The sequence below is a fragment of the Lacipirellula sp. genome (genome assembly GCF_965279485.1).
Taxonomy (GTDB): domain Bacteria; phylum Planctomycetota; class Planctomycetia; order Pirellulales; family Lacipirellulaceae; genus Lacipirellula.
Window position 1 is genome coordinate 1,174,135 of the sequence record NZ_CBDIIC010000002.1, and the last position, 14,105, is coordinate 1,188,239.

Below are 14,105 nucleotides of genomic sequence, written 5' to 3' on the forward strand. Positions count from 1 at the left end.
AAAGCTGGGAGATTCGCTCCATTATAGGCGGGGCAGGGGGAGGGGCAAACTTGGCCGTTACAAGCGGTATTTTCCGAGCAATCGGCGGTTTAACGCATTCACGGAATGTTCCAAAACAAATCGACGTACGTCCGCGAAGCCGGCCACGCTTGCTTCGGTGCATTCGGATCGAGGCCGTTAAGGAAGTCCTCGATGTTCGTGTAGCCATCGTCGTTGGCGTCGGTGCTCGCATCAGACGCATCGTTCGGATTGAGGCGGTGCTGGCGTTCCCACTCATCCGGCATGCCGTCGGCATCGGCGTCGGCGTACGGCTCGCCTTTGTAGTCGGGATAGCCGCCAACCTGCTTCACGTCGGTGATGATCCCTTGGCCCGCCTCGTACGTCACCGTGCCGGTGCGCACCATCTTGGCAATCCGTTCGTCGACCGCGTCGCGCCGCGGCTTGGTCGCGCCAGAGTTCGCGAGCACATGCTCGTAGGCATCTTGCGCCGACTCAATTTCTAAAAACGAACCAGGATACGGCTTGTTGATTCGCACTTGTGGCAACACGAGATCGGGCTCAAAGCCATCGGCGAGATCAACCTGCACGCCGCCGGCCCAGTTGTCGGCCGTGACGGCGTCGTTCCCTTCGACGATGTTCCCCGCAACGTACGCCCGGCCAAAATCGGCGTTGAAGTGCGGACTGCGGCGCGACTCGGGCTTGAGAATGCGGTAGGAAATCTCCTCCTCGCGCGGCGTCGCCGGCCCCGGTTTGAAGTAGTTGTTGATGACGTTGTAGTAGCTGCGGTGGTCGCCGCCATCGACCGTGCGATGCCGCCAGTTGTAAACGACGTTGTTCGCGAACGTGAAGTCGTAGATCATCCCCACGCTCGAATTGCGGCCCGTGTTGCACGCCCACAGGTTGTGGTGAAACGTGCTGTTATACCCGCCGAGCGTGCTGCCGAACGAATGCTCGTAGGTGTCGAGGCATTCGCTGAAGATCGAGTTTTGAATCGTGATGTTCACCGTTGGCAGCTTAAGTTCCTTCGAGCCGTCCGGCGGCTGGTACATGTGGCGATACATCGACATGTTCTCATCGAGTCCCCAGCTTGCCGAAACGTGATCGATCATGATGTTGCCGATCGGGTTGCCGCCGATCGAGTCGTTGCGATCGCCAACCCACGTCGCACCGCGCCGGAACCGCATGTGGCGGATGATCACGTCGTGCGTTTCGAGTTCCACCGTGTCGCCAGCGATGCAGACGCCATCGCCCGGAGCGCTGCTGCCGTCGATCGTGATGTACGGCGCCCGCACGATGATCCGCTCGCTGAGCTTGATCACGCCGGCGACGTTGAAGACGACGAGCCGCGGCCCGGCCGCTTCGAGCGCTTCGCGAAAGCTGCCGGGACCGCTATCGTTGAGGTTCGTCACCACGTACACTTTGCCCCCGCGGCCGCCGTAGCTGTACATGCCGCCTCCCTGAGCGCCGGGAAACGCGGGGATGCTCGCTTGCGGCAAATCTTCCGGCTTGGCCGCCCAAGGAATGTACGGCTTTCCTTTCGCGGCCCATTCTTCAATCGTTGGTTGAACTGCCTTCCAAATCTCGTCAGAGCGTTGCCGTAAGGCGATGAGCTTGGCGTTCGCTTCTTCTTGGACTTCCTTCGGCACTTTGGGGTACGCGGCGTGCGCCGCGGGCGCGGCGATCGCGACGAAGGTGCACACGGTGATGGCGAGAACGAGCTTCATAGTCGACGCTACGTTGAGAGGTGAAGAGGGGTGCACTCTCCCCCGAGGGGAGAGGTTGGGTGAGGGGTTCAGCGTTGTGAGAAGACTTAATCCCTCCCCTAACCCCTCCCTGCCAGGGAGGGGGAATTAGCGGGCGGCGCGACTTTGTTCGGCTTGCTTGAGATCGTACCCCGCTTGCGACAGGTAGTTATTGATGCGTCCCTTGTACTTTCCAAACATGGCATGCTTTGCCTCCGAAGAGCCGGCGTCCATCGCGTATTCGCGGGCTTCGAGTAATTGCGCATGAACTTCTCGACGCTGATCGGCGGTCAGCTGCGGCAGTAGCTCTCGGTACGCATTGAACGTGAGCGGCGCCACGCCGTAGGTCATTCCATCCTTCACCGCATCAACATGCTGAGGCGAAAGCTCGGCGCCAAGCCGTGCAAGAAAGCGGCGGTGGAGGGCGTCAAGTTCCGTTACTTGCGCGCTGCCCGCATCGTGAATCTTACCCAGCGACAGGTACTGTTGCGCGATGAGATCTCGCACGCGCGTTGCCTGCTCGGCATCTTCTAATTGCAGCGCCGTAACGATCTTGGCCGCGCGCTCGCAGAGCACCTGCAGGTGAGCATCCGCAGCGGCATCCTGAGCCGCAGCCGTTTGCGTGAGACTAGCAAATGTTAGCGCGGCGCAAGCCGCCGCCGCCGCCGCCATGTGGCGAAACGAAGTGAGCATGCCAGTCGCTCGCAAAGCCGAAGAGAGTGAGAAGCGATAAGAACGCCCTCATTCTAGGCGAGCGCCAGGCCGCTCTCCACCTGCCGAGCGACTGGGAAGGGTGTAGCTTCCGAATGTGCCGCACGCGGCTTCCGTCCTGGCAGCAGGAGCAAAGACTACCGCTGCACGCGAGCCGTCCCGCCCTTGGCGAGGGCCTCCACCTCATGCAGCCGCGCCATCGACACGTCGCCGGGGAACGTCGTGAGCAGCGCCCCATGCGCCCAGCCGAGCCGCAACGCCTCTTCCGGCGGTCGGCCGTTGATCAGTCCGTAAATCAGCCCCGAGGCAAACCCGTCGCCGCCGCCGATGCGGTCGATCACGTCGAGATGCATCGTCGGGCTGACGTAGCTCTTGCCGTCGAGCCACAGCACAGCGCCCCAATCGTGGCGATTGGTCGAGTGCACCTCGCGGAGCGTCGTCGCGACCGCCTGAATGTTCGGAAACTCCTGCCGCACCTTTTCGATCATCGCGAAGAACACCTGCGTGTCGAGCTTCGACTTGTCGTGCGCGTCGACCTTCGGCCCTTCGATGCCGAGGCTCATCTGCAAGTCTTCCTCGTTGCCAATGAGGACGTCGACCTCGCTGGCAATGCGGCGGAAGACTTCTTGCCCCTTCGCGGAGCCGCCGAGCGTCGCCCACAACTTCGCGCGATAGTTGAGATCGAACGAGCGAATGGCGCCGGCCGCCTTTGCAGCCTGCATCCCTTCGAGAATCACTTGCGACGTCGTCTCGGATAGCGATGCGAAGATGCCCCCCGAGTGGAACCACCGCACACCGCCGGCGAAGATTTCACTCCAATTGAAATCGCCCGGCTTCAGCAATGCGCCCGCTTCATTCGCGCGATTGTAAAACACGACCGGCGCCCGAGCGCCGTGGCCGCGGTCGCTGTAAACCGTCGCGATGTTCGGCCCGCGCACGCCGTCATGCTTGAAGTGCTTGAAGAACGGCCGCACGCCCATCTCGCGAATCTGAGCCTGCACCAATTCGCCGATGCCGTTGTCGACCATTGCGGTCGCAACGCCGGTGTTCAGCCCGAAGCAGCTGGCGAGGTTCGCCGCGACGTTGTATTCGCCGCCCGAAACATGCACCTCGAACGAACGGGCCTTGCGAAACGGCAACACGCCCGGGTCGAGCCGATGCACCACGGCGCCGAGGGCGAGGAAGTCGAGGGCACAAGCGTCTTGGCGAATATTGAGCGGCATCGGCTGGTGATTGTGAGCTGAGAGTTTAGTGTGGGGGATTTTTAACCACGAAACACACGAAAGGAACGAAACCAGGACAAATACAAATTCAATTTTCGCCCGTGAGTGACGCGAATAACTTAGCTACGTTCATTTACTTAACAATCATTCGCGTCGATTCGCGTTAGTCGCGGGCTGCATTTACCCTTTTTGTACATTTCGTGTGTTTCTTGTTTAAACGCATTTTCTCGCTCTTTCAGGAGCAAGGAACTAGATCGTCGTCGCCGAGAAACCTCCGTCGACAACGATGTTTTGACCCGTGACGAACGACGCCGCACGATGCGACGCCAGCCAAACGGTGGCGCCGGCCAGTTCGTGCGATTCGCCGAAGCGGGCCATTGGCGTGTGGCCGATGATCTGCCCGCCGCGCTCGGTGTAACTTCCATCTTCTTTGAAGAGGAGGCCGCGATTCTGTTCCGCAGGGAAAAACCCTGGGCTAAGGGCGTTGACCCGGACGCCGCGCGTCGCCCATTCGCGGGCCAGAAATTGCGTGAGGTTGATCACCGCTGCCTTCGCCGCGGAATAAGCGACGACGCGCGACAGCGGCGTCATCCCCGCCATCGACGCGATGTTAATGATGCTGCCACGACCGGCGGCGACCATCGTCTCGCCAAAAATCTGGCACGGCAGCAGGGCACCGCCGACGAGGTTGAGGTCGAAGACGTTCTGCCAAGCTTCGACCGGTAGCTTGCAGAAGTCGCTTCCAGGGGGGAGCGTAGCATCAGGGCGATTGCCGCCCGCAGCGTTTACCAAGATTGAAGCTGGCCCCAGTTGCGCAGCGATCGCGTCGCGAGCCGCACGCAACGAGTTGGCATCGAGCGCATCGGCCGATTGAAAGATCGCCGTGCCGCCGCCCGCTTCGATCGCTTGCACTCGTTGCCGACCGCGATCTTCGCTGCGCCCCACGACCGCCACTCGCGCGCCATACGCCGCGAGAGCATCGGCCATCGCCCCGCCAAGAGCGCCCGTCGCACCGATGACAACGGCAGCCTCACCATCAAGTTGAAACAGATCAGACAGCATAGAGAGCGACCTAGCGATGAGCGGATATTAAAAGCGAACCGTTCTGAACCAAACCTGTAGCGCAGCGTTCGGAGTCATGGGTTGAGGTCGAGGATAGATGAAAGAAATTTGATTGTCGACGGTCGGTGCTACAGAGTCGTCTTCGCTCACGCGTGAGTCACGGCTCACCAACCATCAACGGATCTGGATCGAGAACCGACATCGTCAGCTGGACTCCGACCGCCACGCGGCGTCGCGCTGCCGCAACGCTTCGCACAATGGCCGACCCCGGCGACGACGACGACTCCCGTAGAATTGCCCGACGGCCAAGACTGCTCGGCTGACCCATTCGTCGCCGCCCATCGTCGTTACCCGATACGACGGCCGGCTCGCCCGAAAGCAAATGGCTGTTGCCCCCCCGACTTGCCCACACCTTGCGTTTTTTGGAAGACATTTTGCAACTAAAGCCTCCTGGATGCAAACAAAAGGGTGCGTAAGATGGGTTGAAGCGGTTCAAACCGCGATCCAGGCGTAGCGCACTGTCCCCAAAATCCTTATCGTGTGAGTGCCCCTGGTGCCTCCAAACCGCCTCGGCGAGTTCAGGCGGGCGTCGTCCGGTGGCTTGGCGGCCCTGGTTCGTGGATTGGTTGATAAGGAAGATCGATGCTCATCGCGCAAAATCAAGAGAACACATCCGGCGGAACGCAGGACCTCGCCGCCCTCGAGGCGACGGTCCGCGACGCCGTTCGCGAGCAACCGGTGTGGGACTTCCACACCCATCTCTACCCGCCGTCGTTCGGCACCCCCTTCGCCGGCGCCGGCAAAGCGGCCGACCCAAAGGGGCTGATGCTGTGGGGCATCGACGAACTTCTCACTTACCACTACCTCGTCGCTGAAGTCTTCCGCGTCGTCACGCCGCAGCAACTGTCGTACGACGACTTCTGGCGCATGACGAAGCGCGAGCAGGCCGACCACATTTGGAAGCATCTGTTCCTCGAACGCTCGCCGATCAGCGAAGCTTGCCGCGGCGTGCTGACGACGCTGCAGCGACTCGGGCTCGATCCCGCGGACCGCGATCTCGCTGGCTATCGGCAATGGTTCAACGAGCAAGATCCTGATCGCCACATCGATCGCGTGATGGAGATCTCCGGCGTCTCGCGGATCACGATGACCAACGCCGTGTTCGACGACAACGAACGCCTCCGCTGGCTGGAGAATCGCCACGTCGGCGACGACCCGCGCTTCGCTGGCGTGCTGCGGTTCGATCCGCTGCTGCGCGACTGGCCTGCCGCCGCAGCGCAACTTGTTCGCTGGGGTTACCCCGTGAACAAGACGCTCGACGATCAAACGGTCGAGCAAGCCCGCAAGTTCATTCGCGACTGGATTGACCGTGTGCAGGCCCTTTACTGCGCCGTCAGCTTGCCGCCCGATTTCCGCTACGAGGGGCCTGAAGACCCGCGCACCAGCAGCGCTGTGCTGCGAAAGATCATCCTGCCAGTGCTCGCCGAGCGCGACTTGCCGTTCGCGATGATGATTGGCTCGCGACTGCGGGTGAACCCAGAGCTCCGCGATGGCGGCGATATGGTCGGCCTCGCCGACGTCGCCAGCGTCGCCCGCATTTGCAGCGACTTCCCGCACAACCGCTTCTTCTGCACGATGCTCGCTCGCGAGAATCAGCACGAACTCGCCGTAGCCGCGCGCAAGTTCGGCAACCTGATGGTCTTCGGCTGCTGGTGGTTCGTGAACAATCCATCGCTGATCGACGAGATCACGCGGATGCGGGTCGAGCTGCTGGGAACGAGCTTCATTCCGCAACACTCCGACGCCCGCGTGCTCGATCAGCTGATTTACAAGTGGGATCATAGTCGCGACCTGATTGCGAACGTCCTCGTCGACAAGTACCGCGATGTTGCGGCGACGGGCTGGCGGCCGAGCGAGAACGAGATCCGCCGCGACGTCCGCCTTTTCTTCCACGAAAATATGTCCAACTTCCTCGGAACTCCGACGCCATGAGTGCAGGCCCCGTCGCCGTCGTCACCACCCGTCCCGCCCCCAGCCCGCTGGGCATGGAGCCGAGCATCGGCTTCGGTGACCGCTTGGGCCTCGGCACGCCGGGCCATGTGGCGGCGCTGCGCGAAGCTGGCGGGCCGATTCGCGGCATCTTCGCTCAGCAGTCGATTCGCGAGATGACGCGAACCGGCCGCAGCGCGGAAACGATCATGGCGGCCGCGGTCGACGCCCTCGCGAAGCTTCGCTTCACCGATCCCTGGTCGGCCGACGGCGACCATCTGAAGACGCCCGCCGACATCCGCCGCACGATGGCTGCGGGCTTCGTGATGTTCACGCTCGACCCCTCGGAAGAGGTCGATCAATCGGCCGACGACTACGACGCGAGCACGCTCGCCGAAAAGTTTGCCGCCGCGCGGGAATTCGCGCCGTGGTTCGATGAGTATCGCGGACAGTCGGTGCAGTTCGACTCCGGAGTGATTGAGTTCGACGAGCGTACTCTCACACGCGCTGCCGTGAAATACGGCCGAGCCATCCGCCGTGCGATTTCGCTGGCCCAGTGCGCGGAAGAAGAAGCCAATCGACTCGATCAACCGTTCGAAATCGAGCTGAGCATCGACGAAACGGCTCATCCGACGACGCTGGCCGAGCACTACATCATCGCGGATCAGTGCCGTCAGGCAGGAGTTAACCTCGTCAGCCTCGCGCCGCGATTCATCGGCGATTTTGAAAAAGGCGTCGACTACAAAGGCGATCTCACTAAGCTCGAAGCGTCGATGCGAATCCACGCCGAGATTGCCCGACGTCTGGGGCCGTACAAAATCTCGCTCCATAGCGGGTCGGATAAGCTCTCGATGTACCCAGTGCTCGCGCGGGTCACCGGCGGCAAGTTCCACGTGAAGACCGCGGGAACGAGCTACCTCGAAGCCCTCCGCGTCGCGGCCCAGCACGATCCGTCCCTCTTCCGCGAGATCATCGACTTCTCGCGCAGCCGATTCGACGAAGACAAGGCGAGCTATCACGTCTCGGCCGTCGTCAATGAAATCCCCGCGCCCGAGGAAGTCGAAGACCCCGTCATCCTCGAACGGCTCTACCTCGACCGCTGGGAAGACGTGGCGCCGGGGCGCGGGTTCACTGAACCAGGCCGGCAGATTTTGCACTGCACGTTTGGATCGGTGATCACCAACGCCAAACTCGGCCCGCGGCTCGTCTCGTTGCTGAAGGCTCACCCGCAGGAGCACTGCGAGATCTTGTGTCAGCACTTCGTGCGGCATCTGCAACCGCTGAACGCTGGGTAGTGACAAGGTCGCTCGAAGACGAGACAGATCTACGACAGCGTCGACTTGCGGTATTCGCGCGGGCTCATGCCGAAATCTTGCTGGAAGGCGATCGCCAACTGCTTTGCCGACGAGAAACCTGTTTGCTGGGCGATCGAATAGACCTTCACTGCCGGGTCTTCCGCCAGCAGCCGGCGCGCCATCGCGAGCCGTTGGCGGCGTAGATACTGATAGGGCGTTTCGCCAAGTACGTCGCGGAACGCATACTCGAGCCAACGCCGCGAGACGCCGGCATGCTCGGTGATCTGGTCGATCGTGATCGGCTTTTCGATGTGCTGGTGCAGAAACGCGAGCGCGTCGCGGAGGCGCGCATCGGAGACCGCAAACGTCGCGGTTGATTCGCGTTCCACGACCTGCAGTGGCGGAATTGGCGCTTCTTCGAGCGAGACTTTCTTGCCGTTCAGCAAGCGGTCGAGCATCGCCGCCGCGCGGTAGCCTTCTAGCTGGTCGTTTCGCGCGACGCTGGAGAGCGTTGGCGCTGAGTGCTCGCAAATGATTTGCTCGTTGTCGACGCCGATCACGGCGACCTGCTCCGGCACTTGCAGGCCGACTTGCCGGCACGCATCGATCGCCTGCCGCGCGCGGTAGTCCGACACGGCGAACAGGCCGCATGGCGTCGGCAGCGTGGCTAGCCATTCGGCGAGGACGCGATACTGCAGCAGCCATTGGTTGCCGCCTAAGCCGAACGTTGGCTTCGAGAGGAACTCGACGCAGCGATAACCGGCCGCGGTGATGCGTTCCTCGAAGCCCGCTTGTCGGTCCTTCGAATACTGAACGTCGCTCAGTCCGTAGAAGGCGTAGGCTTGGAATCCTTTGCCGACAAGATGATCCGCTGCGAGGGAGCCGATCGCGTGATTGTCGACGATCGACCGCGGCACTGGCGACCGCTGTAGCGCACTTGAAATGTTGACGAGCGGAATTGATAGCGAAGCAGCGCACGCCGCTTCTTGCGCGGTGTTGATCGCCGCCAAGATGCCGTCGCCTGGCCAGCCGACGAGATCGAGCACCGACAGCGACAGCGACTCGGGGGCCGTAATATAAGACCAATCGCACTCTTGATCGCGGGCATAACGGAGCACGCCTTCGATGAAGACTTCCTGGTGCGCTCCGCGCGGGAATGCCAGGGCAATTTCGCGTATGCGTTTCATGAGGAGACTCGGCCGTATAGATTGGCGGCGATGCGTAGAGAAGAGAAGTCCCAGCTGCCAGCTGCGATTTTCCGGCTATTATTGCAAGGAGCGAGACTGGACTGCAACCAGATCGCCCAAGCACAATGCAGAAAGATCGCTTTTCGGGCGAATCACCTCTGAAATAGGTCGATCCATGCAAGCCGTCAGGTCGAGCTGCGTCGGTATCGTTGCGGTCTTGATTTGCCGCCTCGCCGCGTGGGGAGGGGAGGGGGCTTGGGAGGAGTTGCCGGCGATCGTCCAGGCGATCGGGACTACCGAATTCCCCAGTCGAGACTTCTCGATTGTCGATTACGGCGCTCGTGAGTGGGGCGCTCGCGAAGGGGGCGATGCCGACTGCAAGCCGGCAATTGACGCGGCAATTGCCGAATGCAGCGCTGCGGGGGGCGGCCGCGTCGTCGTGCCGCGGGGCGATTGGCTCGTCAACGGGCCGATCCATCTCCGCTCGAACGTCAATCTTCATTTGGCAAGCGACGCGACGCTCAAGTTCTCTCCGGAACCGCGTCATTATCTGCCGGCGGTGTTCACGCGGTTCGAAGGGACGGAGCTGGTCAATTTCTCGCCGCTCGTTTACGCGATCGACCAGGAGAATGTCGCGATCACCGGCAACGGGACGCTCGACGGCCAAGCGGGGCCGCAGGCGTGGTGGCCCTGGAAGGGGAAATGGGGAGGCGAGATCGACCATGGCTGGCAACCGGGCGATCCTGATCAGACGGCCGCCGTCGCACGGTTGGGGAAGCTGGCCGACGCGGGGACGTCGCCGACCGAGCGCCGTTTCGACGCCGACGATCTCTTGCGGCCGAGTTTCGTGCAGTTCTACCGTTGCCGCCGCGTGCTGATCGACGGGGTGAGAATCATCAACTCGCCGATGTGGATCGTGCATCCCGTCCTTTGTGAGTCGGTGATCATCCGCGGCGTGAGCGTCCGCAGTCACGGGCCGAACAACGACGGCTGCAATCCCGAGTCGTGCCGCAACGTGCTGATCGAGGACTGCGAGTTCAACACCGGGGACGATTGCATCGCGATCAAGTCGGGCCGCAACGCCGACGGCCGCCGGCTCAACGTGCCGAGCGAGAACATCGTCATCCGCGGCTGCACGATGCGCGACGGCCACGGCGGCGTGACGCTTGGCAGCGAGATGAGCGGCGGCATTCGCAACGTGTACGTCGAGGAATGCGAGATGAGCAGCCCGAACCTGGAGCGGGCGATTCGCTTGAAGTCGAACTCGCTCCGCGGCGGGTTTCTGGAGAATTTGTTCGTTCGCAACATCCGCGTCGGCGAGGTGAGCGACGCGGTGATTCACATCGACTTGCGCTATTTCGACGAAACAGGCGAGCATCCGCCGGTCGTGCGGAACCTGCATATCGACAATATTACGTCTAAGAAAAGCGGCCGACCGCTCTACTTCTTGGGCACGGCGAGGTCGCCGATTCGGGAAGTCGTCATCACGAACTGCCGATTCGAAACGGCTGCCGAGCCTAGTATTATTGAGCATGTCGAAAGCTTGCAGCTTCTGAATGTGATGCAGCCTGAGTGACGCTGGACGTTCCGCGGCAGGCAACAAGTCTTCTGATGATCGAGCAACATGATTCACCCTGTTTCGAAGACCCTCTTGAGTGCGCTCTGTCTCGTTGGTGCGCTCGCCGCTGCGATCTCTGCCGCGGAGCCGAAGCTGACCGTCAGCGAAGAGCCGGACGGCGCCACCGTCTATGTCGACGGCGAAGTGTTCGCCCGCTATCTCAAACGCTCGGGCACGCGGCCCGCGTTGTGGCCAATCAACGGGCCGACGGGCGCCCCGGTGACGCGTCGCTATCCCGTCGGCGGCCGCGGGCCTGGCGAAGAGATTGATCATGTTCATCACCGTTCGGCTTGGTTCGGCTACGAAGGGGTCAATGGTTTCGACTTCTGGCATGAGCCGGAGCCGGGCGTGAAGCGGCCTTATCCCGCGGGGACGATCGCTCACCGCGAGTTCGTGCGGCTCGACAGCAACGACAAAACGGCGGTGGTTGGCGCCCGCAACGACTGGCTCAACCCCAGCGGCAAGGCGATCGCTCACGATGAACGGCTGGTGGAATTCGGCGCGACCAGCGACGCCCGCTGCATCGACTTTCGGATTCGGCTGTGGTCGGCTGACGGACCGTTGACGATCGGCGATACGAAGGAAGGTCTGTTCGCGGTCCGCGTCGGCAGCACGATGCGGGTCGACGCGAAGCAAGGAGGTCGGATCGTTAACAGTCGCGGTGAAACTGACGGAGCAACATGGGGCAAGGAAGCGGAGTGGGTCGACTATCAAGGCCCGGTCGACGGCGAGCAGGTTGGCATCGCGATCTTCGCCGATCCGAAATCAAAATACGGCATGCCGCGCTGGCACGTCCGTCCCTACGGCCTCCACGCGGCGAACCCGTTTGGCAAGGCGGCCTACTCAGGCGATGCCAACGAGAAGGGAGGCCTCGTTGTGCCGGCGGGCGAGTCGGTCGACCTGCGCTATCGCATCTATCTTCATCGCGGCGATGAAGTCGCCGGGAAGGTTGCCGAAGCGTACCAAGCGTTCGCTAAGTGAGTGGCGTCGCGGGCGGCATTCTGTCGCCGAGCGAATTTTGTCGCGAAACACCGTTCAGGCGACAGAATTCGTAACCTCTTAGTGCTGCGGAGTTTCTGCTGCGCTGCGCCGGCGACAATTTTGTCGCGACAGAATTGTGTCGCCTGATGCATTTTTAGCGACACAATTCGTAAGTCGTTTTGCTCGCTGTCGTTCGGTTATCGTCATGTCAGTTTCTGACTTCATCACTGGCGACAAAGATTCACGCACCGTGAGGTGACCGATTGGATGATCCGCAAACTCATTCAGTCGTCCCTACGGGACTTCTGGATGCGCCCGGGCTTTTACCCAGCAATGAATTGCTGGGCTATTGTCGAATCTCCCTTCGGGAGAAGAAGACGCAACTCGCTCGAAACAGACTCTTGGTACAAGGCTTAGTCTGCGGCGCAGCCATGTGAATGAACGCATGTTCACACCAGCAATTCTCGTGGCCGTTTTCAACGCGCGATTTCGGCCAGTTCGCAGTTTTAGAAAGGGGGCCGCAGGCGTGGTGCGCGATGAACGGCGCCACCGCGGACGGTCGGCCGCCTGCTGCTCGCCGGCCGCATCTCTTCCGTGAGCGAAGAGTTCTCGCTAGGCTGCGGCAACATTCCTGCCGCAGTCAGCCCCGTCGGTCGTCGCCGTGTCTTTGCTCGCTCTCTTCGCCGCGCTCAATCACGCTCAGCTTGATCGTTTCGACTATGTAATCATCGGGCTGTATCTCACGGCGATGCTCGCGCTCGGGGCGATTCTTTCTTCGCGGATCAAGGTGTTTAAAGATTACTTTCTCGCCGGCGGGGCGCTCACGACGCCGCTGCTCATTTGCACGCTGGTGAGCTCGTACTACGGCATCGAGGCGATGTTCGGCACGAGCGAGTCGGGATTTTACTACGGCGTTGCCGCGTGGTTTTGGTTTAGCTTGCCGTTTTACGTTTTCATCACGTTCGCTGCGCTTGTCATTGCCCCGCGGCTACGGCGGTATGAAGGGGCGATGACGCTCTCTGATATTCTGGAGCGGCACTACGGTCAGCCGACGCGGGTGGTGGGGGCGATCGCTTGCTTCCTCTACTCGGCGCCGATCATTGCGATGGCGGGCATGATGACGCTCATGCAATTCCTCGGCATTCCGACAGTGTGGGGATTGCTCGCGGCGATTGCGATTTGCGCGGCGTACACGATGCTCGGCGGATTGTGGGCCGATGCGATTAGCGACACGATGCAGTTCGTGTTGATGTGCGTGTCGCTGGCGATCGCGATTCCGTTCGCCGTCGAGTGGATCGGCGGCTGGGCGTTCGTCGAGCAGATGAAAGCGGCAGATGAGACGGCTCACCACTTTTCGCATCACGGGGGCCTGAGCGGATGGATGCTGGCCGCGTGGACGATGACGTGCCTCACGGTGCTCGTCGAGCCAGCGTTTTATCAACGAACGTTCGCGGCGGCCGATACTCGCAGCGTGCAGCGGGCGCTACTGACCGGGATTGTGTTGTGGGCTGCGTACGATTGGGGGGTCACGCTGATCGGCATCATTGCCCGTTCGGCGGTGGAGCAGGGGATGCTGCCTGCCGATCTCAAAGGCAAGGCCGCGCTGCTGACGATTTGCATGGAGATGTTGCCGACGGGGCTGCGAGGACTGATGATCGGCGGCATCCTGGCCGCGGCGATGTCGATGATCGACAGCTATTCGCTGCTCGCTAGCGGCAACGTCGTATACGACGTTTACCGGCCGGTGTTCAACCCACAGGCGTCCGACCGCCGACTGCTGGTGATGACGCGCGTCGGCGTCTTTGCGGTCATGATCGCCTCGGCGCTGATCAGTTTGCTATTCGAGCGGATGCGCGACACGTGGCAGTTTATGTCGGGCATCATGGCGTCGGTGGTGCTTGTGCCGGTGATGGGGGCGTTTTTTAGTCGGCCCAAGCCAGCGGCGGGGCTTGGCGGCGCGATTGGCGGGTTTATCGGGCTGACCTCGTTTTACGCGTTGCTCTTCACGAAAGGCGCTTTCGACATCGACGAACAAACGTTCGTCTGGCGCATCGGCGGCGTGGAACTTTGGCAAGACTACGCGGTGCTCTGCGCACTGCCGGTGTCGCTCGCGGGATTCATCGCGGGCAACGTGTTTGGAAAGGAAGCGCCGCGATGATTGAGATCGTCACATGGTTGAGCGTTGCGGCGTTGGGGCCGGGATCGATCGCGATTTTTATTTGGTTCTTGTGCGATCTGCGGCGGATTTTTCGGCGGGACGAGGATTGAAGCTCTGTGCGGAGAGCGTACGAGAGCCA

General features: G+C 61.6%; 10 protein-coding genes. 5 read left to right on the forward strand and 5 right to left on the reverse strand.

Annotated elements, in window-relative coordinates:
- Positions 1 to 98: 98 nt before the first annotated feature.
- The 4 genes from ACQY7R_RS12340 to ACQY7R_RS12355 all read right to left on the reverse strand — a co-directional run bounded on the left by ACQY7R_RS12340 (position 99) and on the right by ACQY7R_RS12355 (position 4,735).
- Positions 99 to 1,724: a pectate lyase family protein gene (locus tag ACQY7R_RS12340; RefSeq protein WP_428305901.1), complete on the reverse strand. Its 1,626-nt coding sequence runs from the start codon at positions 1,722 to 1,724 to the stop codon at positions 99 to 101.
- Between the two features lie 126 nt (positions 1,725 to 1,850).
- The gene (locus ACQY7R_RS12345) at positions 1,851 to 2,435 is read right to left on the reverse strand and encodes a DUF3826 domain-containing protein (protein WP_428305902.1); all 585 of its coding nucleotides are present in this window, start codon (positions 2,433 to 2,435) and stop codon (positions 1,851 to 1,853) included.
- A 155-nt stretch (positions 2,436 to 2,590) separates the two neighbouring features.
- Positions 2,591 to 3,676 (reverse strand): PfkB family carbohydrate kinase, encoded by a 1,086-nt coding sequence (locus tag ACQY7R_RS12350; RefSeq protein WP_428305903.1) that lies wholly within the window; start codon positions 3,674 to 3,676, stop codon positions 2,591 to 2,593.
- Between the two features lie 249 nt (positions 3,677 to 3,925).
- Positions 3,926 to 4,735, reverse strand: coding sequence for an SDR family oxidoreductase (locus tag ACQY7R_RS12355; RefSeq protein ID WP_428308896.1), 810 nt, complete (start codon positions 4,733 to 4,735; stop codon positions 3,926 to 3,928).
- Positions 4,736 to 5,380: 645 nt separating this feature from the next.
- Here ACQY7R_RS12355 and ACQY7R_RS12360 point away from each other — a divergent pair.
- Both ACQY7R_RS12360 and ACQY7R_RS12365 read left to right on the forward strand, forming a co-directional pair.
- Complete coding sequence (locus ACQY7R_RS12360) at positions 5,381 to 6,730, forward strand: hypothetical protein (RefSeq protein ID WP_428305904.1); 1,350 nt, start codon at positions 5,381 to 5,383, stop codon at positions 6,728 to 6,730.
- Positions 6,727 to 8,022, forward strand: a complete 1,296-nt coding sequence (locus tag ACQY7R_RS12365) for a tagaturonate epimerase family protein (protein ID WP_428305905.1) — start codon at positions 6,727 to 6,729, stop codon at positions 8,020 to 8,022. Before ACQY7R_RS12360 ends, ACQY7R_RS12365 begins: the two co-directional genes overlap by 4 nt.
- 29 nt (positions 8,023 to 8,051) lie before the next feature.
- Here the strand turns inward: ACQY7R_RS12365 and ACQY7R_RS12370 are convergent, their stop codons facing one another.
- On the reverse strand, positions 8,052 to 9,209 hold the full coding sequence (locus tag ACQY7R_RS12370) for a substrate-binding domain-containing protein (RefSeq protein ID WP_428305906.1): 1,158 nt from the start codon (positions 9,207 to 9,209) through the stop codon (positions 8,052 to 8,054).
- Between the two features lie 175 nt (positions 9,210 to 9,384).
- On the opposite strand from ACQY7R_RS12370, the gene ACQY7R_RS12375 reads away from it, so the two are divergent.
- The 3 genes from ACQY7R_RS12375 (at position 9,385) to ACQY7R_RS12385 (ending at position 13,966) form a co-directional block, all read left to right on the forward strand.
- The gene (locus ACQY7R_RS12375) at positions 9,385 to 10,785 is read left to right on the forward strand and encodes a glycoside hydrolase family 28 protein (protein WP_428305907.1); all 1,401 of its coding nucleotides are present in this window, start codon (positions 9,385 to 9,387) and stop codon (positions 10,783 to 10,785) included.
- A gap of 48 nt (positions 10,786 to 10,833) precedes the next feature.
- Positions 10,834 to 11,808: a PmoA family protein gene (locus ACQY7R_RS12380; RefSeq protein WP_428305908.1), complete on the forward strand. Its 975-nt coding sequence runs from the start codon at positions 10,834 to 10,836 to the stop codon at positions 11,806 to 11,808.
- A 661-nt stretch (positions 11,809 to 12,469) separates the two neighbouring features.
- On the forward strand, positions 12,470 to 13,966 hold the full coding sequence (locus tag ACQY7R_RS12385) for a sodium:solute symporter family protein (protein ID WP_428305909.1): 1,497 nt from the start codon (positions 12,470 to 12,472) through the stop codon (positions 13,964 to 13,966).
- Positions 13,967 to 14,105 lie beyond the last annotated feature (139 nt).

What these genes read in the sequence shown, in the direction of transcription:
- ACQY7R_RS12365 (WP_428305905.1), top strand. Translation starts at nt 6,727, where the DNA reads ATGAGTGCAGGCCCCGTCGCCGTCGTCACCACCCGTCCCGCCCCCAGC.
- ACQY7R_RS12340 (WP_428305901.1), bottom strand. Translation starts at nt 1,724, where the DNA reads ATGAAGCTCGTTCTCGCCATCACCGTGTGCACCTTCGTCGCGATCGCC.
- ACQY7R_RS12370 (WP_428305906.1), bottom strand. Translation starts at nt 9,209, where the DNA reads ATGAAACGCATACGCGAAATTGCCCTGGCATTCCCGCGCGGAGCGCAC.
- ACQY7R_RS12345 (WP_428305902.1), bottom strand. Translation starts at nt 2,435, where the DNA reads ATGCTCACTTCGTTTCGCCACATGGCGGCGGCGGCGGCGGCTTGCGCC.
- ACQY7R_RS12360 (WP_428305904.1), top strand. Translation starts at nt 5,381, where the DNA reads ATGCTCATCGCGCAAAATCAAGAGAACACATCCGGCGGAACGCAGGAC.
- ACQY7R_RS12375 (WP_428305907.1), top strand. Translation starts at nt 9,385, where the DNA reads ATGCAAGCCGTCAGGTCGAGCTGCGTCGGTATCGTTGCGGTCTTGATT.
- ACQY7R_RS12380 (WP_428305908.1), top strand. Translation starts at nt 10,834, where the DNA reads ATGATTCACCCTGTTTCGAAGACCCTCTTGAGTGCGCTCTGTCTCGTT.
- ACQY7R_RS12350 (WP_428305903.1), bottom strand. Translation starts at nt 3,676, where the DNA reads ATGCCGCTCAATATTCGCCAAGACGCTTGTGCCCTCGACTTCCTCGCC.